The organism is Alloalcanivorax balearicus MACL04 (assembly GCF_025532145.1).
In the GTDB taxonomy this organism is placed as follows: Bacteria; Pseudomonadota; Gammaproteobacteria; order Pseudomonadales; family Alcanivoracaceae; genus Alloalcanivorax; species Alloalcanivorax balearicus.
The window spans coordinates 1-26,379 of record NZ_ARXS01000011.1 but is presented as its reverse complement, the minus strand read 5'-3'; the positions used below and the strand labels follow the sequence as shown (position 1 = coordinate 26,379).

Here is a 26,379-nt window from a genome sequence, read left to right as displayed (position 1 = left end):
CGACCTACCGGCCAGGCATGCGGGAAAAGCACACTGGAGCCAGCCTGACAGGAGTCCCGATCCCATCATGAAGAAAATCCTCATTGCGCTTCCTGGTATAGCAATAGCCGCCGCCCTCTTTTTCCTGATCATTCCCAATGATGAGTCTCCGGATATTCAGGCGCTGACGGACGCGATGCTGGAAAAGAAAGACGCCAGGCTCACCCGATTGGAGTCCGTGGAAGACGAGGCACTCCGGAAGCCACTCCTTAATCTGGTGTACGACGCCATGTTCACCGATGGGATGGAACTGGACTTCCAGGCACCACCACGAAATACCGCCTATACCACCGCCAGGCTGACCCGCCTGAACGATTACTCGAGCATTGATGAGTTGACAGAAGTGTTCCTGGCCAACCAGATCGCCGCCACCACCTATCGGGACAGAAGCTGCGTTTGGCCGCGCGAACCTTTCACCTACCCTTTCCATCACCGATTGACCTGGACTGCTATTCGGCTGGATAACGGCGAGGCCACGGAATTGCCGAATCACTTTTCGGGAAGCTCCTACAATGCCGAAATAGAATACAGCGGCGCCCGGAATACGTTTTGCTATCGTGATCCCCTCGGCCCAGACCAGCCGGTCCCCGTGGCGCTGGTCGGTGAGTTCTCCGTTCAGCTTCCGCAAAAGCTGATCCAGTTTGACTTCAGCCGCTCGGATATCGACCAGTCCCAATCGAAAGACGGGTACACGGTGACACTGGTGGAGGCCAACGATTTCTCTTACGCCATTGAGGTGTCCTCCTCCAACGGCGAACTGCCATCATTAGGCAGCAAGGACATCATTGGCGAAGCTCTTGATGAAACCGGAAAATACCTTGCTCACACAGGTACCCGCACCGGCCGCTCTGAACTTTATGAAGCCTCCGACGTTATCGTCGATGACCTGATTGATCGGGCCGTTGAAGGAACACTGACAGAGGCTCAGATAGACCAGCGATTCGATGAAATGCAGAACGAGCTGAATGAAAAGTATGGAAACAGACTCCATAAGCACTTCTTTTTCAGCGGCTCCGTTAAAACCGCCCGGATAACCCTGCTTGACAAGGAAGCGAAGCAAACGCCTTTTAAACAGCGTCTCGATTTACCCATCCGCAACCTGGCCAGGCGGCAGCCCGCGCCGAGCGTCGATCTGGATACGCTGGAGCGCATCCCCACCCTCCTCCCTGTCTATGACCACTCGATCCAGAACAAGGTGGAGCTCAACGCAGACGAAATGAAGACAGCCATCGACATTCGTCAGAATGAGATATCGACGGATTTGCAGTACAGCGCCCTGGTAACGCTTTACTACCCGCGGGTACAAAGCGACCGTTTTCTCGGTATATTCGACCGCTATCAGAAGCCCGGGGCTGACGACATTGTCTTTCTCAATGCTGAAGGCACTGCCATCGATCTGCCCAGTGACGACCCGGACTATTATCGATTCATGGTGAGCCGGATCGAGTACAACCCCGGGCGCTTTCCTGAAAAGCCGGTGCGACTCTCCGCCACCGTGCCCGTGGTGACCACACCGAATCTGACCAAGAAAAGCCACAGGCGAAACAACCTGCCCGATGGTGTACGTATAGTGGACAACATGATCATTATCGACCGCGCCGTGTTTAAGCCCGCGAGCAATAATGAACCTTCCGAGAAGACCCACCTGTTCTTCGCCAAGAGCGCTGACCAGCGCTATCTGAGCAAGGTCACGGATCTTCATTTCCCGAGAACCGAAGGCCCCGGCGTTGATGTTACTTACTACAACGGCTTGCCGGAGATTTTTGAAGTCTGGCATAGAGGCGACACGAAGACCGTGGAATATCAGGTGGATCTGAACCTGGAGGAGCCGGCCCCACGGGAATAACCGGCCCCGCCGTCATTCGTGTTGCAGAATGTTGATCAGCTTCCCAAAGGGATCACGGACATAGAATCGCCGCACGCCCCAGGGTTCACTGACGGGGCCATACTCCACCGGGATCTCCGCCGCCTTGAAACGCGCCAGCGCCACCTCGACATCATCAACCTCGATGGACAGATCGGGCACCGGAGTCCCCGAACCGCCTTCCGAAGCAAAACTGACCTGAACCCGCATCGTCTCGGCCGAGCCGTAAGTCCGCAACCAGCCGTGATCCATCAACAGGTCAAGGCCCAGTATTTCGCCATAAAAGAGCGCGGCCTTCTCAGAGTCCGATGTCTCGATGTTGGCCATGATGCGTTTGACTTTCATAGTTCACCTCAACTGTGGCACAACTGCGCGCCTCCACTGTGTTTTTACCAGCCGGATGATAGCTTAGCGCCCAACGAATCGCTCAATAACTCCGGGGAAGGCGCGCGATGACCTTGATTTCAAAATCGAAACCGGCAAGCCAATTGACGCCCACCGCGGTCCAGTTCGGATAAGGCGGCTCGCCGACCACTGCCAGCCGAACCTCATTGATTGCCTGCCACTGCGCTTCCGGATCAGTATGGAAAGTGGTCACATCAACGATGTCGTCGAAACCGCAGCCGGCGGCATCCAGCACCGCGGCCAGATTATCGAAGGCGAGCTGAACCTGCTGCTTGAAATCCGGCTCCGCAGAGCCGTCCTCGCGGCTGCCCACCTGCCCGGAGACAAACAGAAAGTCGCCCGAGCGGATCGCCGCCGAATAACGATTGATGTCATACAGTGCCTGCCGGCCGGCAGGGAAAACCGCATCGCGTTTGGCCATGGTTCTACTCCTCTTTGAAAACACCCAGTGTTAAGATACGCTTCGTATGCGAACGGCATTCTAAACATACGTTTCGTATGCAATCAAGCATACGAAACGTATGTCATTTGATTCATGAAGGAACAGGAGAGCACAGTGGCAGCAAAGCGACGCGCACAGATGGTGGAAGAAACCCGGGCCAAGCTGATACAAGCCGCTCGGCGGGCCTTCGCCCGTCAAGGCTATTCCGCCGCCTCCATGGATGATCTGACCGCCGCCGCCGGCCTCACGAGGGGCGCGCTTTACCATAACTTCGGCGACAAGAAGGGATTGCTGCAAGCCGTGGTCGATCAGATCGACGGCGAAATGCTTGAGCGCATGCGGGCCGCCCAAGAGCATGCGGCTAATCAATGGCAAGGGTTACTGCAGGAAAGCGTTGCCTATATCGAGATGGCACTGGAGCCGGAAATCCAGCGCATCATGCTGCTGGACGGGCCGGCGGTACTGGGCGATCCCTCACAATGGCCCAACCAGACCGCCTGCCTGCGCCGGACCGAATCGATTCTGCAGGGGCTGATTGATGACGGTACCCTGAAACCGGTGGACGCCGAGGCTGCGGCGCGCCTTATCAACGGCGCCGCGCTGAACGCGGCACTATGGATCGCCGCCGCCGACGATCCGCAGGCGGTACTGAAAAAAGCGGTCGCGGCGTTTCTGGAGTTGGCGACCGGATTGCGGCGATAACACCGGATATTTACAAGACAAACTACGTAGCCGCCCTTCCACAAAATCTAGATACGAACTTCCACCACCAGAATATCGGTTCCGTAGAGCGCCCTCATCTCGTCCAGGAACCAGGGAGCAAACGCCTCGCCAAAGGCGTTCCAAAGGGTGATGGCCACATTACTGAATGCCCAGGGCGGTTCCGTGCCGCCGTGATCGGTCCGATATTCGGTAATATGAAATGCTTTCGCGCAATTCCGGCATTGCGGGTAATCATCTTCTCTTTCGTACCAGGCGCTGATGCCATCCGCCGCGTCCCAGCCCATGTCGTGGCCACACTCCGGGCAGGCAAAGTGGAGGTCGGCGCCCTCCATGGGATGGAAAACCCGGCGGCTGCCATGATGCAGCTCCAGACCATGGGTCAGCAGGGTATGTTCCGAACTGTCCGGCCGTGGTTCTTCATCGAAGATCCGTGATATCTCCGGCAAAAACCGGTAGCCCGGTTCACCCAGAGTGCAGTCGGACAGCGCATTTTCCACCATGCCTCTTTTCTGGAACCAGTAAAGGATCTCCTTCACCTTGGCATGATCGTCGGGGTAATCCCCCTTATGGACCGGCACAATGTGGGTGCAGTTGTCGCTCATTACAGTGTCCTCTATTTCGATCCGACGCTCCGGGATCCGGTGATGAACCAATAATCTTGCCTTTTGCGCCGATCAAACGCACGCTCCCGGTATCCCTTTCCACACCGATACAATGGGGAAAAGGCGGGGCAGGACAACCTCGGCGGACAGACGCCAACAGAGAGGGAGAAGTAACGATGTCGCGCGACATTCTGGTCCTGGGAGCCGGCATGGTCGGCGTATCCGCTGCCTGGCATCTGCTTGAACGCGGTCACCGGGTGACCCTGGTCGACCGCAATGAGCCGGGCCGGGAAACCTCCTTCGGCAACGCCGGCATCATCCAGCGCGAAGCCGTGCGCCCTTATCGTTTCCCCCGGGACCTGGCCACGCTGATGCGGGTGCTGCCCAACCGGCAAATCGACATCCGCTACCAACCTTCCGGTATGGTTCAAGCCGCCGGCCCGCTGCTTCAGTATTGGCGCAACTCGGAGCCGGAGCGCTACGCTCGCATCGTGCCCGAGTACGCTGCTCTCATCCGCCATGCTTTGGACGCTCATGCGCCGATGATCGATGTGGCCGGCGCCGAGGCTCTGATTCGCCGGGACGGATATCTCGAAGTGCTCCGCACCGCCGAGGCTCTGGACAAGGAATCCCGACTGGCACAAACCGATGCGCAACGCTATGGCGTTACCCATCGCGTTCTGGACAGCGCGGCTCTCGCCGACTTGGAACCCGACCTCTCTTCCGGCCTCGCCGGCGCCATTCACTGGACCCAGCCCTGGACCGTCATGGATCCCGGCGCCCTGGTCGCCGCCTACGCCAAAGCGTTTCAGCAGAGAGGCGGGCAGTTCATTCAGGGGGCTCTGCGGAAGCTGTCCCCTGACGGCAGCGTCTGGCGGGCGGAGGTCGGCGACGAGACCCTGTCCGCCGAGCAGGTGATACTGGCGTTGGGCCCCTGGTCCAGGCACTGGCTATCACAACAAGGCCTTTCCGTACCCCTGTTCGTCAAACGCGGCTATCACATGCATTACGGCGCCCGTGACGGTGCCCGCCTGCGGCACTGGGTGATGGACGCCGAGGTCGGCTACCTGCTCGCCCCCATGCGCGCCGGCATACGTCTCACCACCGGCGCCGAACTGGCCCGCCACGACGCCACACCCCACTACCAACAGTTGGCCGCCGCCGAAGCCACCGCCCGCCAGCTGTTTCCGCTGGGCGAGCGCCTCGATCCTCAACCCTGGATGGGCGCCCGCCCCTGCACCCCGGACATGAAGCCGATTATCGGCCCGGCGCCCGGTTTGCCCGGACTATGGCTGGCCTTCGGCCACGGTCATCAGGGTTTCACTCTGGGACCGATCACCGGGAAATTGCTTGGACAAATGATGGACGGCGAACCCACCGATGTGGATATGAGGCCTTATCGGGTGGATCGGTTTTGACATCCGGATACCGGCTTTTATAGCAATTCATTCCCGAAGGCAGATGCGATATATACATCAGCCCCTGTTACCAGAGGATGCTGTAACGCAATCCCAGCTACCTCCCCTCTGGCCTCCGGGCTCTCTGACACGCCAGAGACCGAAACAACGCCTTTCGAATACGCAACAGATAAGTCCTCAATGTCCGGCAACGCGGTGCGGATCGCATCCGCGATCTCGCTGGCAATACGAAAGGCCTCCCTGGACTGAAGCACCTTCTCCCTAACGTCAGGGCGCAGCTTTGCTATATCGTCATTCATACTGTGATCTCCGGTGCCATCGGAACCAGGCTACCAGCAGCGCAAGATGCGTACATAGCGCCGGTTACGGCTGTATGAGGGCGGCTGGCCGAACCAGCGTTGGTAGGTACGTGACAAATGCGCCGAATCAGTGAAACCGGCGGCATGGGCGATCTCGGTGATGCTTCGGTCCGAATGGAGCAAATCAAACACCCGCTGCAACTTTCGCCACGCCTTGTAGTCACGCAGAGACATGCCGAATACGTCACTGATCACCCGGGACGCCCAGAAATAGGATACACCCAGCTGCTCGGCCAGTTGCGCCAGTGAAACTTCCGGCTCGGCTTCAAGGAGTGCACGAAGACGTCTTGCTCTCGGATCCACCTGAGGCGGTACCGGCATGTGCCGAAAGGGCACCCGCAACACCGTTTGATAAACCTCGCCAGCCCTGCGGGCCGACAATCTGCCTTGAAAAAGCGCTTCCAGCTCCTGTTGCAGATTGCCGAACTGCCCCCGATCCAGCAGCAATATCCGCCCCTTGGCCAACCCATTGAGGGCATCATAATGGGGAGAAGTCGGCATCACATGGCAACAGACCAAGGGCACATTGGCCGCCAGCAAACTGCGAGGGACGAATGGAGGCACCAGGATGGCCCGGCCACGCCATTCCTGTCCGCCGGCGGACACGGTAAACCGGCCCTCACCAACGGAAAGAAGAACCGCCGCCGACGGCGGCCGGGTGTCACGAGTATCGATCCACGGCGCGGTATAGATAAAGCCGGACCGACCGATCATGTAGACGTTATCCTTCACCTCGTGGGACAGGGTACCGAATCCCGAACTGTCCCGTTCCGAGTGTTTCACCGCCATGGAATCTCTCCTCCGCGTGGCACAGCCGCCGGGTCTCCCACGGCCAGCCCCTGCCCCGCTCGCTCCCATCATAGCCGAAAGCTCGATCCTGGAGACTTGTACGTTTTTGCGGTAACAGGGCAAAACCGTTCAATTCTTGACGACCTGCTTTAATCCATCCTGATGTTTGTCAGTTGAATAAAGACAAAACGCGGCGAGCACGCCAGGAAGATCAAATAATTGCATTTCCACTCAAACCACGACGGCTCGCCCGAATCACAACAACAAGGGTCAGGAGAACTGTACCATGCTCAAGCAGGTCCCCCGCCGGCGTCAGCGGCGCTGCGCCGCCGTTATCGCCTCTCTATCCTCGTTACTGCTCTTGATGTCCGGATGCGGTGGCTCGTCGTCATCGAACTCCGACGGTGAACAACTTGCCGGTCTCTTCGGCGCCATCCCAATATCCGGTGTCAGCTACCGACAAGGTGATGCGCCATGGCAAACCACCGACGAGTTGGGTCAATTCCACTACAACGGGGATGAGACACTCACCTTCACCCTTGGCGATCTGACCCTGGGAAGCACCACCGGAGCGAAAACACTCACCATTGCCAATCTGTCGACCGAGGCCACATCGGCAGAGACCCCGATGATGATCAATACCCTGGTGCTGCTGCAAACCCTGGACGCCGACGGCAGCCTCCATAACGGTATTCGGATCACACCACAAATCCGGGATCAGGTTTCCACGCACGCCGCCAGCCTGGACCTGGATCAACCCACCACTGATTTCAACGCCGCCCTGCAAAACGTGGTGGATAATCTGGAAAGTGCCGGCGCCTTCTCCGACACCGATTCCAGAACCCGCCGCCTGACCACGCCCGGTGATGCCGAGGAGAACTTCCAACGTGCCGTCTCCCCCCGCCAGGTGGTTGAAACCAACAGCGGTCAGCTCAGTGGCTTCGAAGCCGATGAACATACCTGGCAGTTTCTCGGTATTCCCTACGCCAAGCCACCACTGGGCGAACTGCGCTGGCGCCCGCCGGTGGAACCCGAGCCGTGGTCCGGCATTCGTCACGCCGTGGCCTGGAGTGATCAGGCCGCGCAGAACGCCGCCCTGGAACGGTTTGGTGAAGGCGGCATGAGTGAAGACTCGCTTTATCTCAATGTGACGGCACCGAAGAACGCCGATGGCCTGCCGGTGATGGTCTGGTTTCATGGCGGAGGGTTCACCGCGCTGACCAGTAACACCAAACCATTCAACAATCCCGGAGCGGTGGCGAGCAAAGGCGTGGTACAGGTCTCGGTCAACCACCGGCTGGGGCCGTTCGGCTATATCGCGCACTCCGAATTGAGTGCGGAGAGCGGTTACAACGGCTCAGGCAACTATGGACAAATGGACCTGATCGCGGCCCTGGAGTGGGTACGGGACAACATCGAAGCGTTCGGCGGAGATCCCGGTAACGTCACTATATTCGGTGAATCCGGTGGTGGCCGCAAAGTCCTCTCGTTGATGGCCTCACCTCGCGCCGCCGGCCTGTTCCATCGGGCGATCAGCCAGAGCGGCACACTCTATCCGGATACTCGCAGCCTGGCGGCCGCCGAGGCCGTCGGTGGTCAGCTGCAAACCGAGCTGGGCGCTTCGTCCCTGGCTGAAATGCGCGAGAAGAGCTGGCAGGAAGTGGCGGCGGCCGCGGCAACGCTGACGCCCTACACCAACATTGACAACCACTATCTACCCTACGCCGAGCGCGTCGCCTTCGAATCCGGCAACCAGAATGACGTGCCGTTTATGTTCAGCATCAATGCCAACGACACCCCGGACCCCACCAATACTGCCATTGAAGTCTTTCCCTGGATGACGCCGCTGTGTTCGGCCAATCATTACGCCACCTACTTCACTCACCAGCCTTCCGGTTGGAAAGCCCGGGGCGTGGAGGCGTACCACGCCGCCGAACTGGCCTATGTGTTCAACATGCCGGAGAGCGTCATCACCCACTACCTGCTGGGCCTGGTGATCGATCCGGCGACCGGCGATTCGTTGGTGATCGGCGATCTCAACGGCAACGGTGTGTCCGGATCACAAGGCGACCCCGCCGATATCCTTGTCTCCGCCGGCTTCGACCAGACCGACCAGGCAGTGATCGACCGCATGCTCACCATCTGGACCAACTTCGCCAAAACCGGCGACCCGAGCATCGAGGGCGACGTCGACTATCCGCTCTATGACGCGGCCAGTGAAAGCTATGTGGAAATAGGTGCCAGCACCGAAGCGAAGACCGGGCTCGGCGACGTGCTGAGCGACTAACGGCAAATAACGGTGACTGGAATCAAGGAGAGCACCATGAAAAAAGAACAGAGACAAAGCTCACGGCTGATGCATCTCATCGCCGTGGCACCCCTGATCCTCGCCGCCTGCGGCGGCGATAGCGACAGTCACGGTGGCGGGCCCTCGGGCCCTGATACCCGGACGGGCACCTTCATCGACAGCCCGGTCGCCGGGATCGACTACGTCGGAACCGAAACCGTGGCCGGTATCACCGATCAGGCCGGTCAGTTCCACTATCAAACCGGAGAAGAGATCACTTTCTCCATTGGCGAGCTGGCACTGGGAAGCGCGGAGGGGGCGCAAGAGCTCACCCCACTAAACATCACGAAGGATGCCACCTCCACCGAAGACGAACGCGTGAGCAACAAACTCATTCTGCTGCAGTCCCTGGACCAGGATGGCGATCTGAACAACGGCATTCAAATCACCGACATCATTCGCTCGCATGTTTCCGATAACGCGGATGCCATTGATTTCAACCAATCGACCGACCAGTTCCGGGCTGATCTGCTATCGCTCCTCACCGACCTGGAAAACAATGACGCCTTCTCGGATACCGACCCACGCCCACGCCGCGTCCGCTACCTTAGCGAAGCGATGGAGCATTTCGCCCGCTCCACCAGCGCGCGGATCGTCGTCGGCACCACCGGTGGCGAGCTGCGTGGCTTCGAAGCGAACGAAAACACCTGGCAATTTCTTGGCATCCCTTATGCTGAACCGCCCCTCGGTGAACTTCGCTGGCGACCGCCGGTGAAGCCCGAACCCTGGGAAGGCATCCGCGACGCCGTGGACTGGGCCGATCAGTCCGCTCAGGCCACGGCTCTGGAAAGCGTCAATGAAGGCGGCATGAGCGAGGATTCTTTGTACCTCAACATCTCCGCTCCGAAAAACGCCGACAACCTGCCGGTAATGGTCTGGTTTCACGGCGGCGCCTTCGCCATTCTTTCCGCCAACTCCAAGCAGTACAACAACCCGGACAGCCTCACCAGCAAGGGAGTAGTACTGGTAACGGTCAACCATCGTCTGGGGCCCTTCGGCTATATCGCCCACCCCGAACTCAGCGAAGAAAGCGGCTACGGAGGTTCCGGCAACTACGGGCAGATGGACCTGGTGATGGCCCTGGAGTGGGTGCGGGACAATATCGCCGCCTTTGGCGGAGACGCCGGCAACGTCACGCTATTTGGTCAATCCGGCGGCGGCGGAAAAACCTATTCATTGATGAATTCCCCCCAGGCCGCAGGTTTGTTTCACAAGGCCATCGTGATGAGCGGCTTCGCGCCTCTGGAAACCGGTGGCGCGCCGGGGGATTCACTGGCTGAATCCGAACTCGTGGGTACGGCCCTGTTCGACCGGGTCGGCGTGGATACCCTGGAGCAAGCCCGGCAGCTGCCCTGGACCGCCTTCACCGATGCCGATGCACAACACGGTATCCCACGCCAAACCTACCGGCCCAATGTGGATTACTACTATCAGCCCAAGACTTATTATCAAAACGTTATCGACGGCATGCCCAGCGACGTACCGCTGATGGCCGGTGTCACCGCCGGTGACTACCCTCATTTGCGCGCCGCTCTGCCTGTATGGCTGAGCCAGCGTTCCTCGCATTATCAGTCCGACCAATACATCTATAAATTCACCCGGGTCCCACCAGGCTGGCTGAGCAGAGACATCATGAGTTGCCACGGGTGCGAGCTGCCCTATCTGTTCAACCATCCGGCCGGTCTGGTGCAGAACTACCAACTCGGACTGGTCACCACGGCGGACGGCGAGAAGCCGGAAATCGGCGATCTGAACGGAAACGGTATCAACGGCACGGACGGTGACGTAGCGGATGTCTTCGCTTCCATGACGTACGGCCAGGACGATGACACCGTGGCGGAACTGATGATGACCATGTGGACCAACTTCGCCAAAACCGGCGACCCCAGCCCCGCCCATCTGCAGTGGCCCGCCTACACCGGGGACAACGACAGCTTCCTGGAAATCAGGCAGGATACCGAAGCCTCCGTGGAAGCCGGTGTTGCGGAGGCCATGGGGTTGGAGTAATCCTAAACAGCAACTGAGAGCCAATCAAAAGTTGGCGCAAAGTGAGGTCAGGGCTTGCCTTCGGCTCAAAGAGAAGGCCAGGCTTGACCTCCTGTTTTCAAGCCACGGATTTCATTCCTCTCAAGCCCGAAACCCCACCCCGGGCTTCAGCTTTCGGGTCAGCGCCCAGAACAGCAACGCCAGCAAACTCACCGCCGCGCCCAGGGCACAGACGCCCACCCAGCCGGAATGCGCGTAAGTCACTGTGGTACTGATGGCACCAAGACCGCTGCCCACCGAGTAGAACAGCATATAAAGACCCACCAGGCGACTGTGCGCTTCCGGGTGCGTGCGGAAGATCATGCTCTGGTTGGTAACGTGCAGAGCCTGGCCACCGAGATCCAGCAACACGATGCCAATCAACAGCGCCCACAGTGACCATGCCATCAACGACAGCGGAATCCACGATAACAGCAGTAATACCAAAGCGGCCGCACTGGTGTATTGACCGTAACCCCGGTCGGCCCAGTAGCCGGCCCGGGCGGCGGCCAGAGCTCCGGCCGCCCCCACCAGCCCGAAGGCACCGATCAGGGTATGCGAGAACTCATAGGGCGGTGCGCTCAACGGCAGCACCAGTGCGCTCCAGAAAATATTGAAAGCGGCGAACATCAGCAACGCCAATACACCGCGCACTTGCAACACCCGCTCCGTTTTCAGAAGCGCGAGCATGGAGAGCAACAAACGCGGGTAACTCATGCTATCCGAAGCCACCATCAGAACCGGCAACCTTCGCCACAAAGGCCAGGCCAGTGCCAACATCATTGCCGCCGAGCAGAAATAGACGCCGCGCCAACCGGCCACATCGCTGACACCGCCGGCAAAAACCCGGGCCAGTAACAACCCCACGAACACACCGCCCTGGGCCGCGCCCACCACCCGGCCCTGTTCATGGGGCGCCGCGGCACTAGCGGCGTAGGCGATCAGCCCCTGGGTCATGGCGGTACCCAGTAAACCCACGGCAAGCATGCCCGCCAACAACACCGGCGTTGAGCGCGCCAGGGCCACCGCGATCAACGCTGCCACCAGCGCCAGCAACTGCCCCGCCATCAACCGGCGACGATCCAGCCGATCCCCCAACGGTACCAGTAGTAACAGAGCCAGGGCGCATCCCACCTGGGTAGCGGTAACCACGCCACCCACGGCCGCATGACTGATACCGAAATCCAGCGCCAGCGCATCCAGTAACGGTTGTGCGTAATAGACATTGGCCACACTCAAGCCGCTGGCGGCGGCGAACAACAGAACCAGAGCACGCGGTAATACAGCACGCGCCGTTGATGAACAGGAAACGGGGGACGTCGTCATAGCATCCAACCAGTTGTAAATAGAAACTGGTTGGATGCTATGCATTCCAGTTTTAAAATGCAACCACAATGTCCATTATCTGATATCACCGGAGACACCATGCCCCGCCGCCCCAGTTCTGACAGCACCTGCCCGGTGGCCCGCGCCGTCGATGTGATCGGCGATCGCTGGTGCCTGCTGATCCTGCGGGATGCCTTCGACGGCGTATGTCGCTTCCGGGACTTCCAGCGTAATCTCGGCATGGCCCGCAATATTCTCACCGACCGCCTGCGCCGCCTGGTGGATGCGGGCGTGCTGGACACCCGGCCGGCTTCCGACGGCACCGCCTATCAGGAGTATGTGCTGACCGCCAAGGGAGAAAGCCTGTTTCCCATCGTCGTCGCGTTGCGGCAATGGGGTGAACATCACCTGTTCGCCCGCGGCGAACGCCATTCGTTACTGATCGACAAGAACACCGGCAAGCCGGTGCCCTTCATGACCCCTCGGGATGAGGACGGCCATGCTCTGTCGCCGGATCAGTCGGAAGTGAAGAAGCTGACGTAAAGGGAAGAACGGGCAAGGAGAAGACATCGCCTCCCCCTCGCCTGGCAGGATTCAATCCTGAAGGGGAATATCGAACGAGTAGCTGGCGTGAGAGCCCGGGCCTTTTTCGATAAACAGAAAACCCGCCGGCTCGTCGTAGAAATGGTAAGCGTGCCGGGGCCAAACCTCGTCGGACGCATGGCGCAGCTCGGCGATCTTTTTCAGATAGCGGCCTTGTGCGTCCCGGGCAAGCACCAAAGCGGGGATATGATTATCCGCCACCGCCGGACCAAAGAGCACTTGCTTCCCGTGCATTTCATAGCCGTCAGGTAAATCACTGACAGGAACCCAGCGTACGTCGATGTCCGGCAACAGCAGAACGTCCAGTTTTCCACGGGCGCGCACCGGAGGCCGCTCGAAGCGATCCGGGTGATACTCGATCCGGTTGACGGTGAACCTCACCGGGCCCTCCCGATCCTCCGGGTCGAACCGGTACACCGGTTCGCCATCTTTATCCAGGAAAACCAGTTCCTCCACATGATCGAAGCGATCAAAGTCGGAGACCAGACGGTTACTCATTTGCTCCGGAAAATGAAAGTACAGTTTGTCGGCGATCGGATCTGATACCCCCGGGTTCACCCCCTTCTTGAATTCGACCTTGATGAGTTCGTCCAGCGACGAGGGATCCGCCTCCAGCGGCTGGTCCAGTTCCCAGTCACTGGCGGTGTGATCATACACTCTGGCCCGAACGCCAAAGGATTGCGGTTCAGCCTGATTGTTCGGCACGCTGAACTGTACCGGCGTCAGATCCAGTGGCACTGACAGAGTTTCCTCACCGGCAAAGCCCGGCAAAAACACCCGTACCTGTTCCACCGTGCCCCGGAATGCCACCTCCACATACAGTTGCCGATCGGCGTCATCCAACGTGGCCTTCTGCTGCGCCTGCATGCGCTGCTCCATGGCCTCCTTGTCCTTCAGTTCGCCGGATTCCGCCGCGTCAATCAGTTGCTCCAGCATGTCGATGATCTGATCAGTGTGACCGACCGGCCCTTTGCCCGTATTGCTGCGCGACAAGAAGCGGCCGGTGCTGTCACTGGCCTCCACTTCGACCTGATCAAGCAGGCCCTGTGCATCGTCAATCGTCACCTCTTCCGGCACCTTGAATAGCAGCCGAACCCGGTGCCCTTCCACTTCTTCCAAGGTGATGCGCCATTCCGACACCTCGCGATGGTCGCCCACGTCTGAGGCGGAGAAGCGCGCTTCAGGCAGCGTTTCCGGTACGGTCAGGGTCATCTCCCCGCGCGCCCGTGCTATCGGCGGCGGCGGTGGCGGCACCTGGCCAATGGGCAGATTCACGTGTTTCCGCACCTGGGTAGTGAACCGCTGATAAGAGGCGCTCCACAACGCCGCCGGAATCAGATCGCTTTGATCGGTGAACGGGTCCTGCTCCACCACCGGCAACTCGGTGCCGTCCGCCAGCACCACCTGCTTCCAGTTGACCTCAAGATCAAAGGGATACGCGAACGGCAATGTGAGCTTCGCCTCCTGGGGACGGTAGCGCACATCATTGGTCAGCAGCACACCAGCGGCCAATTGCTCGGCCATGTCCTTTGTATTTTGATAATCTTCCAGGATTGAGTAGGGCGAGGTGTGGTATTGGACCTCCTCAGGCGGTACCTGGCGCTCCAGATCCCCTTCCCGTATCCAAAACATGATATCGGCCAGTTGCGCCAGCGCTTCCTTGGTGTCCTTATCGGAAAGGGCTGTAATCCGTGACTGATACTCCGCCTTCTTTTCCTCCAGCTCCTGCCTTTGTTCTTCGAGCGATTTCTCCGAACATCCCGCCGACAGCACCGCGAGGAACGGCAGCCATAAAAACAACAACGTTATTCTGCGCATGGAAAACCTCGGAAATGGCAAACATCCATATTAGCGCCAGTATCACCTGAGAGCGCATTCAGTACCGGTGGCAATAGAACGCCGCGACTCAATCCGCCGTCTCGGGCGCCCGGATCGCCTTGCTGTAAAACCCCGAAGGATCAAAGCAACAGACCCGTTTTTTGCCCGAGGCCAACATGTCGCAAGCGTCATCAACCCGCTTGGCACGGGTCTTGGCCTGTTTGGCGGTGGTGATCCAATGAATCCAGTCGACGCGGGCCAGAGTGGTAGTGGCTTCCCAGATCGCCCGGGCCTCCGGGGCAGCCTGCAAAGCGTCCTGCAGATCCGCGGGGACATCCGGTTCCGGCTCCCGCGCCACCGGTCTGATTTCGAAGCGAGCGACATCGCCGAAGGTGGTACCAGACGTCTCCATCAGGGACTGATCGATGCGAAGCCAATGGCTCTTGCGGCCGTCCGGTTCCAGCAAGACCCGGAACGCGTGGCCGTTCAGTGTGCCATCCACGGAGGTGCGGCCCCGTCTGGGCAGCATTGCACTGACTTCCCCAGGCAACACCACGAAAGCCCAGGATTCACCGTCGCCCTGCTTTTTGGGGCGAAGCAAACGTGCGTCAAAACAGGATTTCGTGTCTTCTCCGGTCATATTCCATTCCTGCCGTTTTCCGGGAGTAGCGAGGTGGCGGTGAGACTCAGTGAATGCCAAGTTTGCCAAGGCGGGGCCCGCTGTCAACCGCGCCGCCCTATAGCGTGCCGCCCTCCGGCCAGTTCCGCCAATGGGTATTGGCAACCGCGTCATTGCTGAAGGACGCTGTGCTGCCAGTCTCAAGGACCTCGGCCAGTTGCTGGAAAGTTGGCGAGGCACTGGGCAGCTCACCGGCCACCACATCCGGGTGACACCAGTCCTCCAGTTGCAACAACAACGTCATATTGGGCAACACACTGACCCGGCGCTCGCGTTCCGTACAAAGAACCCGGTTCCTGTGTTCTTTGGCCAGATAGCGGCAGAATTCAAACGTCAAAGGCGCCTCATCTTCCAGTTCAATGCCCGCGTCCGCATAGGCCGCAGGCTCGGGAAGCGGCACTTCGATACCACGCAATACACAAACGGCATTGTCACTGAGACGTTCAAGATCTTCCTGGTCCTGCCAGGCGGAGTTCTCGATCGGAAAAACAAACCGGGATTCATTGTGTGGGTTGTTATTCAGATAGTTTTCATAGGCGTCTTGCGACACATAATTCGAAGGCGGATCCCTGTCGTGCAGCTTGCTTGAGAAGGTGTAGATTTGCACATCGGGCAGTCCCGCTCTGGGAGAAAACCCGAACACCTCGATCACCAGCGCCCAATCAGTATCCGAGTGGTACACGGACAGCCTGGTCGCGGCCAGATAGACATAGCCGTTGTCCAGTACCGGGAACGTGAAGTCCTCGGCACATTGATCCAGAACGCCCAATATCGCCTTCTTGCTCCAGCTCATCCCTGCTCCCGTCGACTCGCCCATGCCGACTCTCAAATCGGCCGGCGTGCCACCTTCAGCCCCCCTTTTCGGACAGCGTGGCAATAATCGGAGCGCCCTTGGTGATGATAAGCGTGTGCTCGTACTGCGCGGAAAGATTGTCTGGATGACCCACCAGAGTCCATCCGTCCTCCGCTTCTGTCACCAGTGTGCTGCGGGTGGACAGAAACGGCTCGATGGCGATGACCTGACCAAGCTGCAATCGGCGGGTATCGCGGCGATCGTAATAGCCCACGATGTCCTCCGGTTCCTCGTGCAGTGTCCGCCCGATACCATGGCCGGCCAGATTCTTGATCACCTTGAAACGATGCGACTTGGCGGTATGTTGAATCGCCTTGCCGATACGATTGATGGGAGAGCCCGCCCGGGCTTCACCCAAAGCACGCTTCAAAGCCAGCCGAGTGGCGTGACACAGGCGTGTCTTGAGCGCCGACCCCGGCGGAACAACCGTCGTGCCGCCGGTATCCGCGAAATAGCCATCCAGTTCAGCGGACACGTCGACGTTCACGACGTCCCCGGCCTGAATCACCCTCTGCCCCGGTATGCCATGCGCGGCCTCCTCATTGACGCTGATACAAGTGGCACCGGGAAAATTATAAGTCACCCTCGGTGCCGACCTGGCGCCGTACTGTTCCAGCAACTGCTCTCCCAGCTTGTCCAGTTCCGCCGTCGTCATGCCCGGCTCAACCGCATCGAGCATGGCATCGCGCACTCTGGCGACGACCCGCCCGGTGTTCAGCACCCCATCGATATCGTTCTGGCCTTCCACGGTCATGTATTCACCTCTTGTCCGTTTATGTCCTTCAATAATATTCCATGTCCCTTTTCTGAACGTAGATCAAAACACCATTGTCGTACTTTTCCCTTTTTGTCCAGTGCCCGAACTCGTCGTAGTCATACTCATAGACAGCACGCTGCGTCCCGGCGTTTTTGTCCGTCCAACTTCTGGACGCCACATCGCCATACTGAGTGTATTCAAGCGTGTAGGGGATATTTCCCCAATCCTCTGATGTGCTTGTGGATTCAATCAAGCGGCCAGACTCGTCGTATTCTAAATCCATCACCACCTTGACCGATCGGTCCTCACGCAGCTCGGTTTCCTTTACGACATTGTTTTTATTGTCATACTCAAACAGCCTTTTCGATAAAACAACGTCTTCGGGCGATTTGTAGACCTCGGAAACCATATTCCCCTTTGAGTCATATTCCCGGGAATGAATCGCGGAAAGGCGGTCAGCCCCCCGATAGCTTCTGACTTCCACCGTACGTCCATCTTCATCAAGATCGTGGACAAACCGCTTCTTCACTTCGCCATTCACCGCCGTGACAACAATCTCCAAAAGGTGCCCACGATCATCTCTCTTGAACGTTCTGGTCTCAAAAAGTCTATCCTTTAGCCAGTATTCAAGCTTCGTGATATTCCCACTGCCGCCGTAATGAGAAATCGTTTTAATATGTTCCCTGAGAGCGGGGTCGGACTCCACCGTATCGCTTCGCTCAACATTGTATGCCGTTTCCGTTACGGTCTTGAGAGTCGGCCCCTTATCAGCCTTTTCCACGCACGAAGATAAGGAGAGAACCAGGACTGCCCAAAGGGGAGCAATCCTGGCCCTATGTTTGAAAAAAGACATACAGGTCCTCTCTGTTCCTATGGCCCCTGGCAAAAATCCAAGGCTGTCTGCATTGGCACGGCGTGACGAGCAACCGCCTGCGCCCCAGGTTAGCCGAAATAGCCGGCCGGAAAAGACGCCGCATCATCGATAATATTCCTCAGGATAGCAGGCATTATGAGTGGGTGCTGTCAGGTCTAAGGCAAAACCTGACGCCGAGCGACGTTCTGGTAAATCGTTGACATACGTCACGTATGCTATATCGTATCCCAGCATACGGAGCGTATGTCAGTGATCGATACCGTGGAGTGCTCGAAATGAACGTCTTTATCATCGGCGTCACTGGTGCAGTGGGTGGTTTGCTTGCCAGGAAACTGAGCGACCGGGGCGATGCGGTTCGCGGACTGGTTCGCCGAACCGCTCAACTGGCTCAGTTGGCAACACAGGGCATCGATACACAAGTGGGCGATCTCGCCACCCTGAACGCGGACGAACTCGCAACGCTGGTCAGCGGCAGCGAGGTGATCGTTTTCAGCGCCGGCTCCAACGGCGGCTACAAGGCGATCACCGATGCCATCGACGGCGACGGCGTCAACAAGGCCCTGCGGGCGGCGCGCCTTGCCGGCGTTGAGCGCTTCGCGCTGGTGTCAGTGCTGCCGGAATCCTGGCGGGAACGAGACCTGGGCGAAGACGTTGAACACTACTTCGCCGTGAAAAAACAAGCGGACATCGCCGTCACCCGTAGCGACCTGAACTGGCTGATCCTGCGCCCATCGCTGCTGCTGGATGGCGACGGCGTCGGCACCGTCTCGCTGGGACCAGCCGAGTTCCATGGCGAGATTACCCGCGACGACGTGGCCGCCACCCTCGCCGAGCTGTTGCATGAGCCGGGTATCGGCCGGCAAATTCTGGAACTCAACACCGGTTCAGTGCCGATCAAGGAGGCGGTGCGGGCCGTGCGCCACTGATCTTACGGCCAGGGTGTTGGATTCCCGGGATTGCCAAGCCGGCATCTCAACCGTCCGTGGAACACGTTAACGCCTCCCAACTGTCGATTTCGGCAGCGAGTGTCTCCAGCTTGTCGCGTACCAGCGCGAGCGCGTCGCTACCCAATAGCAAGTGCGCCGGCGGTGCGTCGCTGTCGATCACCGTCAGTATGGCGCGCGCCGCTTTCGCCGGATCGCCCAATTGATTACCGCTCTTTTCTTCACGCGCTTTGCGGATCGGGTCGAACAAGGCATCGTAATCCGCGATGGCCCGGGGTGTGCGAACCATGGATCGGCCAGCCCAGTCGGTGCGGAAGGAGCCCGGCGCCACCGCCGTCACGGCGATGCCAAAGGGCGCCACTTCCTTGCCGAGCACTTCGGAAATCCCCTCCAGGGCGAACTTGCTGCCGCAGTAGTAGGCGATGCCCGGCATGGTGATGAAGCCCCCCATGGAGGTGATGTTGAGAATGTGCCCACGGCGGCGCCGGCGCATGTACGGCAACACTGCTTTGATCATCGCCACCGCGCCGAATACATTGACATCGAACTGCAAGCGCATCGCGTCCAGCGGCGATTCCTCCAGGATGCCTTCCTGGCCGTAACCGGCATTGTTGACCAGCACATCCACCGGCCCGACATTCTGTTCCACCTCCGCGATCAGGCCCTCCATCGCATTGGCATCCGTTACGTCGAGAAGCCGAGCGAAAGCATGGTTAGGACTAAGTGTTTCGAAGGCTTCCTTTGCCTCGGTGTGACGCACCGTACCAACCACCCGGTGACCCGCGGCCAGCGCCTCTTGCGCCAGCGCCCGGCCAAAGCCGCTGCTCACGCCCGTGATCAACAGAGTTTTTGACGATGACATATGGATAACCTCCGGCAACGATGAGAAAGTGCATGTTATTATTTTCACTCGCTGCGGAAACGGTCCTTTTTTTTACTTCTATTGCCTATTCTTATGAATCATCAACAAGTCCTGATCGACCTGGTCAGATCACTCGCCCCGCAAGAAGGCTACAATCTGACGGCGCTGCCGGACGTGCGCATTCTGCGCTCCGACCGGCCGCTGGCCCGTACCCCGGTCCTCTACGATCCGGGGATCGTGATCGTCTGCCAGGGCAGCAAGCGGGGGTATTTTCAGGACCGGGTCTATCGCTATGACGAGCAGCACTATCTGGCGGTCGCCGTGCCGGTGCCGTTCACCATGGAAAGCGACGGCTCGCCGGAGCGGCCCTTGCTGGCGGTCTACATGCATCTGAATTTTCAGGCAGCGGCGGAGGTGATGCTCCAGATCCAACGTCAGGGCGCGCCCACCCCGGACGCTACACCGCAAAGTATGATGTCCAGCCCCATGAATCCCGCGCTGATCTCGTCGTTGCGGCGTTTTCTGGAAGCACTGAGCCACCCTCTGGAGGCCGCGATTCTTGGCCCGGCTCTGGTCCGGGAATTGTACTTCCGGGTGCTCACCGGCCCGCAGGGAAACGCCATGCGCTCAGCGCTAACGATGCAAGGTCAGTTCGGCAAAATCAGCCAGGCCCTGCGCCGCATCCACTCCACCTGCGCGCAACCACTCAGCCTCACCCAACTGGCCCGCGAAGCGGGCATGAGTGTGCCGACCTTCCACAGCCATTTCAAAGCCATCACCGGTATGGCGCCCATGCAATACGTGAAGTCCACCCGGCTGCACCAGGCGCGGCTACTGATAGTACGTCAGGGCATGACCGCCACCGCCGCCAGCCACGCCGTGGGCTACGAAAGCCCTTCGCAGTTCAACCGGGAGTTCAAGCGCCTGTTCGGCCTGCCGCCGGCACAGGAAGCCCGGCGTATGCGCGACAGCTTCTCACTGCCGCCCGCGCCTGTGGGGTCGGAGTATATTTCTTCGCACTAGACGTTCGCGGATGCCGCCTCTCCAGCAGGCTTATCGGGCATGGACTCAGCTTTAGTCTGACGGTCCATCTCTTTCCGGATGCGATTCGCCGAATAGGCCGAGCGGCATGAAAAAAGCCCGGCCCACATCATCAGCCAATCCACCAGGCCAAGCTTTATCTCAAACACGCCCTTCTCGTATCTGACATGAAATACAGCACGCTTGAAGTGCACAAACGGCAGACGCCCGCCACTACCCTCATAGATTTTCAGCAACGCTTCCCGCGGCGCCTTTTCCATCATGATCCCGGTGGCGGTATAAAAATGCTCCGTGGCGGCCTGTTCCTTCAGGCACTCCCTTTCCATGCCCTGCACGTATTCCGACTGCAATGCGACTTCCACGCCTTTCAAACGATGTCTTTTGCGCTCGACAAGGAGGGGATACAACTTATACGCATTCAGCACAGCAAGAACCACGACCATAATGATAACGAGCGGTACATCCTCTTTCAGAAAGCCTTCCGCCAAAACCTTGATGAACTCCCCCATGGTCTTCCCCCCTTTTTAATTCAGGCAGACTGATAACAGCCAGCGCCCTATCTGAAGTCCCCCTCGAACGACTTAATCCATGCCTTTTTATAACACCTGTGACTCAGACCATTCCCCCAAACAGCCGGCCAAGGAACCCGTACCAGTAAGACCGGTTCCTCGACCGTGGAATTCCAGTCGGGCCCGCTATTTCACCCGATGAATCGCGCAGAGCTTGTTGCCGTCAGGATCGCGTACATAGGCCAGGTGCATGGCACCCATACTGCCCTCACGCAGGCCCGGCGGATCCTCGATCGGCTTGCCGCCCTGAGCCACCGCCACGTCATAGAATTCCTTTACTTGCTCAGGCGAGTCGCACTTGAAGCCAATGGTGCCACCGTTCGCACAAGTCGCTCCTTCATCGTTGATCGGCTCACTCACGGCAAAAGTGTTGCCGTCGTGGATGTAGAACAGCCGGACGTGGCCGGAAGGCGCCACGTTGCGAAACGGCTCGCGTACCCCAAGCACGCCAAGCACCGCGTCGTAGAAGCTCTTGGAACGCTCGATGTCGTTGGAACCGATCATGATGTGGTTGAACATGGTTGCTCTCTCCTCTGGTGTCGGCGGCATGCCGACTTTTTCGTTTGTTAGAGACTATACCGACGATTGAGCCTGCAAGCTCACTCAGCCCACGGGTTCTTTTAACAGGACAAAGATTAGCGGAACGGAATGAATCAGCGTAAGGATACCTGGATGCAAAATAAGGCATTCCTTTTTCCCGAGGCCCACAAAGAGCACTCTAACATCTGGACCTTTTGTACTCTAAAAAGCACATACAATCTCTCAATGTTCGTTTATAGGTACATTTTATAAAGCTGATGCTTGACTCATCGCAATGCACGCCATAACGTACATGTAACTTCTTTTTGTACGGCTTAGCGCCCAATGCCGAGAACTGTCAACTCCCCCATCCACCGGAAAGCCCAAATCCGCGACGCCCTGTGCGAAACCGGCGCGTTGATTGCCGCGGCGCGCAAGGAAAGAGGCTGGTCCCAGACCGATCTCGGCCAGCGCCTGGGAGATGTCGACCGGCGTCACGTCAGCGCCATGGAAAAAGGTGACCCCAACGTAGGCATCGGCCTGGTGGTGGCCGCACTCTGGCTGCTCGATCTGCCCTTGTTGGCAACGCTGCCCGAACCGGACGGTTCGGCGGCAAAGGGACACTTCCGTGTCGGCGAAAGCCTGCCCCGGTTCCGCCGCGCCACCAGCAAGCGACGGATTCGCCCCGAGGAGATCGATAATGATTTCTGACAAGGCGTATATCTGGGTCTTCCTCCCAGGCCTGGCCGAACCGGTGGTGTGCGGCGTGGTGGCCTGGGATGGTGTCGAATACGTGTTCCGTTACGGCAAGAGCTATCTCGCCCGGCCGGACGCCATCCCGCTTTCCATTCCCGGCCGCCCCCTGGGCGAACTGACCGGTGATCCCTATACGCTCGATAACGAACTGAGTGGTGCCCTGCGCGATGCGGCTCCGGACGCCTGGGGTCGGCGTATCATTCAGAGAGAGATCGCGAAGACCATCGACCCGGCGGACGGTCGCCGGAAAAGTGAGCCGGGCGAGATCGACTATCTGCTCGGCGCCGGCTCCGACCGGATCGGCGCCCTGGATACATCGGAATCCCCCCATATCTATTCACCGCTCCCCAGACACGCAAGCCCGCTGGAAGACGCTCTCAAGGCGGCGGAGAAGATGGAGCGCGGCGAAGAGCTGGACGAGAAACTGGACGCCGCCCTCAACCACGGCACCAGCATTGGCGGCGCCCGACCCAAGGTGCTGTTCCAGCAGGATAGCGACTTTTGGGTGGCCAAGTTCAGTTCCAGCAGCGACACCGTCAACATGATTGCAGCGGAAGCCGGTGCGATGAAACTGGCTGCCCGGGCCGGTTTGAACGTGGCCGACGTTGACGTGCTTAAGGTCGCCGGCAAGGACATTCTGCTGGTTCGCCGCTTCGACCGGCAAACCACCACCGACGGCACGGTGACCCGCCGCCATATGCTCAGCGCTATGACACTGCTGGATCTGGACGAATACGCGGTGCGCACCGGCCACGCCAGCTACCTGGAGCTGGCCGACCTGCTGCGCAAATACGCCCGGAACTTCGAACGCGACGGCCGTGAACTCTTCCAACGCATGGTCTTCAATATCCTGATCGGCAACACCGACGATCACGCTCGCAATCATGCCTGCTTCTGGGACGGCACCGCCCTCAACCTGACACCCGGCTACGACATCTGCCCCCAGCCCCGGCTGGGCTACTCAGCGGACCTGGCCATGGCCGTCGGCGACCAGGGCCGCGCGGCCCGGCTAAGCAACGCACTCAGCGAAGCCGAACGCTTTGGCTTCGCTGACGACGAGGCCAGCGAGTGCGTCGGCGCCATGCGGCAAACCGTGGAGTCCCATTGGAAAAAAGCGTTTTCCGCGGCGGGAATGGCCGCCGGCGACATCGAATACCTTACAAAAGCCACGCTGCTGTCACCTTCCATTTTCGATTAAACGACTAACCACCCAGAATCAGGCAGAGGAAAAATCAAGCAGAATATCTTTGACATGCAGCCGACCAACTAGTAGATTGACACTTTCTGATGAATGCAACAGCTGGCATTGCGGCGCGTACGGCGTTGCTTTACCTGGACTTTGATAGAACCGGACCAATATCCCATGAGCACCGAGCTTTCCCCCCGGGCAACCGAAATCGCGGACCATACCAAACTACTGCTTGCCGCCGGTGGCTATCACGGTTTCAGCTATGCCGATGTGTCCAAACGAGTCCATATCGGCAAGCCCAGCATCCATCATCATTTTCCCAGCAAGGCGGATCTGGTCCTGGCTGTCGTTGCGCGGCACCGCGAGCAGACCCGGGATGGCCTGGCCGCTCTCGATCAACACTTCGATGATCCCCTGGCACGGCTGACGGCCTACACCGACTATTGGGCGGAATGCATACGCGAGGGCACATCATCGATGTGTATTTGCGCCATGTTGGCCGCCGAATTACCGATGATTCCGCCGAACATCGCGGATGAAGTCCGCGGCTATTTCCGGGACCTGACCGCCTGGATCGCGACGGTCCTGGAAAGTGGCGAGGCCACGGGGCAGTTCCATTTAAATGAGAAGGCGTCGGTCGAGGCACAGACCTTTATGTCCATGGTGCACGGCGCAATGCTGACCGCCCGGGCTTTGAATGATGTTGAATCATTTCAAGTCATTACGCACACGGCCATTAGCCGGCTTGCCGTATCGGCCTGATTACCCTTATGAGAGTCAAGAGCGCCGCATGAGGCCCTATTTTTTACCACCATATCGACCAACTAGTTGATTGCCATCTAGCATCCTCGGCGCCACAACGGCCGAGCCACCCTTTCACCAGGAGTCATTTTTATGCCTCATCCCATCTCTGCCTTGGGCACCAGTCATACAATCATCAGTCTGCTTACCTGCGCCGCGGGATTCTATAGCTACGCCCGCCACCGGAAAATCGATAGCGCCATGCCGTCCGGCAAGATTTATATGACGGCGATGGTGGTGTCAGTATTCACCTCATTCGGACTGTCCAGCACCGGCGGTTTCAATGTCGGTCATGCTCTGGGCATCCTGGCATTGCTTGCGATAGCCGGCGCGTTACTTACTGCACGCCTATCCGTTTTAGGGCGCACGCGGCCGTACCTGTCCCAATTCGCGTTCACATTCAGTTTCTTCCTGCTGCTGGTTCCCGGGATCAATGAGACACTCACACGGCTACCCGTTGCTCACCCTCTTGCGGACGGCCCTGAATCCCCCATCGTACGCAGCGCACTCGCGGCATGGCTCGGCATCTTTGTGCTGGGCTCTGTCTTACAGTTCTGGTGGATTCGTTCGCAACATAAGCGCGCACAACTCGATTAGGACGGCACTTTGTTCGACCCGGGAGACTCATGCTCGAGGCGGCTACGGGAGAGACTGCGGCGTTCATACAGAGGGCCGAACACGATGAAGGGATCCGTGGCGGGCTGGCTCACGTCACCGGCCTGCCTCTTATCGATTTACCGGGCGATGTCGCCGTAGTCCCTTCCTATCTCATGATTGTTCATCTGGACCAACAGGGGGAGCCACGCGGTCCATGATTTTCTCGGGGCATCACCATGGATAGACACTTCAGGAAAAAGCAATGAACGCCGATGACAAGAACCGTCGGACGGATAAGCGGCCCTCCCCGCCCTCCGATCTGGAAAGTATGCTAAACGATGACGAGGCGCTCGAAGGCGTCGAAGCCTGGTTAAACCAGCAGACACTTTTGATCAAACTGAGCTCACACAAAACAGCACACCCTTCCACCACGCTCGTCGAATCCCCGGCAGGTTGGCTGCTACGCCTCGTTCTTTCTGCCCGAGCGGAACTGGCTTCGCAAAGAAAGCGCTACGAATAGCAACGTGCGCCAGGGTCAGGTCCTGCCTTTTGCCTGATGCCGATTCCTTATATCCGAGGAGGAGCAACCTTGAAGGCAAAGGTCAAGACCCGACCCCATATCTCGCTGACGGCTTACTCGGCGGCCTTTTCGACATTGAAACCGTCAAAGTTGTCGAAAACACCCATGAACCCCGGGACAGTGGATTCACGTGCCCAGTCGCGCTGGAGTTCGCAGTACATCTGCACGCGACTGATGAGCTTCACACCGGCCTGCTCCATTCGCCGCAGCGCGGCCTCGTGAGCGGCCAGCGAAGTACCGCCCACCGCATCGACGGGCACGTAAACCTCATAGCCTTCCTGGAGGGCGTCCAGTGCCGGAAAGGTCAAGCACGCCTCGGTCCAGAGCGCGGTCACGATCAGCTTCTTGCGCCCGATGGATTTGACCGCTTCCTTGAACTCGACATCCTCCCAACTGTTGATGGAGGTGCGATCGTAGGTCGGCAGATGGCCGAGCACGTCGTGCAGTTCCTGGATCGGCGGTTTGTTGCGGCCGGTCGCGACGTTGACGGTGGAGTGAACGATCGGCAGGCCGTAGTTGACCGCCGCCTTGGCGACGCTGGTGATGTTGAAGACCAATTCGTCGCGGGGCATGGAGCGGATCGACGACACCTGAATCG

The 26,379-nt window shown here is 58.9% G+C and carries 28 protein-coding genes; 13 read left to right on the top strand and 15 right to left on the bottom strand.

Annotation, left to right across the window (positions count from 1 at the left end; genetic code table 11):
* Positions 1–67 precede the first annotated feature (67 nt).
* Positions 68–1,885, top strand: a complete 1,818-nt coding sequence (locus tag MA04_RS10860) for a hypothetical protein (protein WP_262460415.1) — start codon at positions 68–70, stop codon at positions 1,883–1,885.
* 12 nt (positions 1,886–1,897) lie between these two features.
* On the opposite strand, the gene MA04_RS10855 is transcribed toward MA04_RS10860, so the two are convergent.
* Both MA04_RS10855 and MA04_RS10850 read right to left on the bottom strand, forming a co-directional pair.
* Positions 1,898–2,248: a VOC family protein gene (locus MA04_RS10855; RefSeq protein ID WP_163122558.1), complete on the bottom strand. Its 351-nt coding sequence runs from the start codon at positions 2,246–2,248 to the stop codon at positions 1,898–1,900.
* Positions 2,249–2,330: 82 nt separating this feature from the next.
* Complete coding sequence (locus MA04_RS10850; RefSeq protein ID WP_163122555.1) at positions 2,331–2,729, bottom strand: RidA family protein; 399 nt, start codon at positions 2,727–2,729, stop codon at positions 2,331–2,333.
* A 135-nt stretch (positions 2,730–2,864) separates the two neighbouring features.
* Between MA04_RS10850 and MA04_RS10845 the strand changes: the two genes are divergently transcribed.
* Positions 2,865–3,452 carry a TetR/AcrR family transcriptional regulator gene (locus tag MA04_RS10845; RefSeq protein WP_240342664.1) on the top strand — a complete coding sequence of 196 codons (588 nt, stop codon included), beginning with the start codon at positions 2,865–2,867 and terminating at the stop codon, positions 3,450–3,452.
* Between the two features lie 47 nt (positions 3,453–3,499).
* Here MA04_RS10845 and MA04_RS10840 read toward each other — a convergent pair whose 3' ends face one another.
* The gene (locus MA04_RS10840; RefSeq protein ID WP_163122549.1) at positions 3,500–4,075 is read right to left on the bottom strand and encodes a hypothetical protein; all 576 of its coding nucleotides are present in this window, start codon (positions 4,073–4,075) and stop codon (positions 3,500–3,502) included.
* Positions 4,076–4,251: 176 nt separating this feature from the next.
* Here MA04_RS10840 and MA04_RS10835 point away from each other — a divergent pair, with 176 nt between their 5' ends.
* Positions 4,252–5,493 carry an NAD(P)/FAD-dependent oxidoreductase gene (locus tag MA04_RS10835; protein WP_262460412.1) on the top strand — a complete coding sequence of 414 codons (1,242 nt, stop codon included), beginning with the start codon at positions 4,252–4,254 and terminating at the stop codon, positions 5,491–5,493.
* Between the two features lie 17 nt (positions 5,494–5,510).
* On the opposite strand, the gene MA04_RS10830 is transcribed toward MA04_RS10835, so the two are convergent.
* Together MA04_RS10830 and MA04_RS10825 are read right to left on the bottom strand one after the other, a co-directional pair.
* Entirely contained in the window at positions 5,511–5,792 is a 282-nt protein-coding gene (locus MA04_RS10830) for a hypothetical protein (protein ID WP_163122543.1), read from the bottom strand.
* Positions 5,793–5,822: 30 nt separating this feature from the next.
* Complete coding sequence (locus MA04_RS10825; protein ID WP_163122540.1) at positions 5,823–6,641, bottom strand: helix-turn-helix domain-containing protein; 819 nt, start codon at positions 6,639–6,641, stop codon at positions 5,823–5,825.
* A 286-nt stretch (positions 6,642–6,927) separates the two neighbouring features.
* On the opposite strand from MA04_RS10825, the gene MA04_RS10820 reads away from it, so the two are divergent.
* Positions 6,928–8,928, top strand: coding sequence for a carboxylesterase/lipase family protein (locus MA04_RS10820; RefSeq protein ID WP_262460409.1), 2,001 nt, complete (start codon positions 6,928–6,930; stop codon positions 8,926–8,928).
* A 36-nt stretch (positions 8,929–8,964) separates the two neighbouring features.
* Positions 8,965–10,995, top strand: a complete 2,031-nt coding sequence (locus tag MA04_RS10815; protein WP_262460408.1) for a carboxylesterase/lipase family protein — start codon at positions 8,965–8,967, stop codon at positions 10,993–10,995.
* Between the two features lie 120 nt (positions 10,996–11,115).
* Here the strand turns inward: MA04_RS10815 and MA04_RS10810 are convergent, their stop codons facing one another.
* Positions 11,116–12,339, bottom strand: coding sequence for an MFS transporter (locus MA04_RS10810; RefSeq protein ID WP_262460406.1), 1,224 nt, complete (start codon positions 12,337–12,339; stop codon positions 11,116–11,118).
* 99 nt (positions 12,340–12,438) lie between these two features.
* On the opposite strand from MA04_RS10810, the gene MA04_RS10805 reads away from it, so the two are divergent.
* Entirely contained in the window at positions 12,439–12,882 is a 444-nt protein-coding gene (locus tag MA04_RS10805) for a winged helix-turn-helix transcriptional regulator (RefSeq protein WP_163122528.1), read from the top strand.
* 51 nt (positions 12,883–12,933) lie between these two features.
* Here MA04_RS10805 and MA04_RS10800 read toward each other — a convergent pair whose 3' ends face one another.
* The 5 genes from MA04_RS10800 to MA04_RS10780 form a co-directional block, all read right to left on the bottom strand.
* On the bottom strand, positions 12,934–14,760 hold the full coding sequence (locus tag MA04_RS10800) for a hypothetical protein (protein WP_262460404.1): 1,827 nt from the start codon (positions 14,758–14,760) through the stop codon (positions 12,934–12,936).
* Between the two features lie 88 nt (positions 14,761–14,848).
* Entirely contained in the window at positions 14,849–15,400 is a 552-nt protein-coding gene (locus MA04_RS10795) for a YdeI/OmpD-associated family protein (protein ID WP_163122522.1), read from the bottom strand.
* A 97-nt stretch (positions 15,401–15,497) separates the two neighbouring features.
* On the bottom strand, positions 15,498–16,232 hold the full coding sequence (locus tag MA04_RS10790; protein WP_163122519.1) for a DUF7003 family protein: 735 nt from the start codon (positions 16,230–16,232) through the stop codon (positions 15,498–15,500).
* 55 nt (positions 16,233–16,287) lie between these two features.
* Positions 16,288–17,046 carry a type I methionyl aminopeptidase gene (map, locus tag MA04_RS10785; protein ID WP_163122516.1) on the bottom strand — a complete coding sequence of 253 codons (759 nt, stop codon included), beginning with the start codon at positions 17,044–17,046 and terminating at the stop codon, positions 16,288–16,290.
* 28 nt (positions 17,047–17,074) lie between these two features.
* Positions 17,075–17,902, bottom strand: a complete 828-nt coding sequence (locus MA04_RS10780; protein ID WP_262460401.1) for a hypothetical protein — start codon at positions 17,900–17,902, stop codon at positions 17,075–17,077.
* A gap of 296 nt (positions 17,903–18,198) precedes the next feature.
* Here MA04_RS10780 and MA04_RS10775 point away from each other — a divergent pair, with 296 nt between their 5' ends.
* Complete coding sequence (locus MA04_RS10775) at positions 18,199–18,849, top strand: NAD(P)H-binding protein (protein WP_163122510.1); 651 nt, start codon at positions 18,199–18,201, stop codon at positions 18,847–18,849.
* Positions 18,850–18,895: 46 nt separating this feature from the next.
* Here the strand turns inward: MA04_RS10775 and MA04_RS10770 are convergent, their stop codons facing one another.
* Complete coding sequence (locus tag MA04_RS10770) at positions 18,896–19,729, bottom strand: oxidoreductase (RefSeq protein WP_163122506.1); 834 nt, start codon at positions 19,727–19,729, stop codon at positions 18,896–18,898.
* A gap of 93 nt (positions 19,730–19,822) precedes the next feature.
* Between MA04_RS10770 and MA04_RS10765 the strand changes: the two genes are divergently transcribed.
* A complete protein-coding gene (locus MA04_RS10765; RefSeq protein ID WP_205475344.1) occupies positions 19,823–20,752 on the top strand; it encodes an AraC family transcriptional regulator in 930 nt (309 codons plus the stop codon).
* Here the strand turns inward: MA04_RS10765 and MA04_RS10760 are convergent.
* Positions 20,749–21,279 carry a hypothetical protein gene (locus MA04_RS10760; RefSeq protein WP_163122503.1) on the bottom strand — a complete coding sequence of 177 codons (531 nt, stop codon included), beginning with the start codon at positions 21,277–21,279 and terminating at the stop codon, positions 20,749–20,751. The genes MA04_RS10765 and MA04_RS10760 overlap by 4 nt on opposite strands.
* Before the next feature lie 186 nt (positions 21,280–21,465).
* A complete protein-coding gene (locus tag MA04_RS10755) occupies positions 21,466–21,858 on the bottom strand; it encodes a VOC family protein (RefSeq protein WP_163122500.1) in 393 nt (130 codons plus the stop codon).
* Positions 21,859–22,203: 345 nt separating this feature from the next.
* On the opposite strand from MA04_RS10755, the gene MA04_RS10750 reads away from it, so the two are divergent.
* The 5 genes from MA04_RS10750 (at position 22,204) to MA04_RS10730 (ending at position 25,721) form a co-directional block, all read left to right on the top strand.
* Positions 22,204–22,569, top strand: coding sequence for a helix-turn-helix transcriptional regulator (locus tag MA04_RS10750; protein WP_163122497.1), 366 nt, complete (start codon positions 22,204–22,206; stop codon positions 22,567–22,569).
* The gene (locus MA04_RS10745; RefSeq protein WP_163122492.1) at positions 22,559–23,812 is read left to right on the top strand and encodes a type II toxin-antitoxin system HipA family toxin; all 1,254 of its coding nucleotides are present in this window, start codon (positions 22,559–22,561) and stop codon (positions 23,810–23,812) included. The genes MA04_RS10750 and MA04_RS10745 overlap by 11 nt, the downstream gene beginning before the upstream one ends.
* Positions 23,813–23,977: 165 nt before the next feature.
* Complete coding sequence (locus MA04_RS10740; protein ID WP_163122489.1) at positions 23,978–24,565, top strand: TetR/AcrR family transcriptional regulator; 588 nt, start codon at positions 23,978–23,980, stop codon at positions 24,563–24,565.
* A 132-nt stretch (positions 24,566–24,697) separates the two neighbouring features.
* Positions 24,698–25,201 carry a hypothetical protein gene (locus tag MA04_RS10735; protein WP_163122486.1) on the top strand — a complete coding sequence of 168 codons (504 nt, stop codon included), beginning with the start codon at positions 24,698–24,700 and terminating at the stop codon, positions 25,199–25,201.
* A gap of 262 nt (positions 25,202–25,463) precedes the next feature.
* A complete protein-coding gene (locus MA04_RS10730; RefSeq protein WP_163122483.1) occupies positions 25,464–25,721 on the top strand; it encodes a hypothetical protein in 258 nt (85 codons plus the stop codon).
* Between the two features lie 113 nt (positions 25,722–25,834).
* Here MA04_RS10730 and MA04_RS10725 read toward each other — a convergent pair.
* The coding region (locus MA04_RS10725) for a hydrolase (RefSeq protein WP_262460396.1) at positions 25,835–26,379 on the bottom strand (545 nt) is incomplete at its 5' end.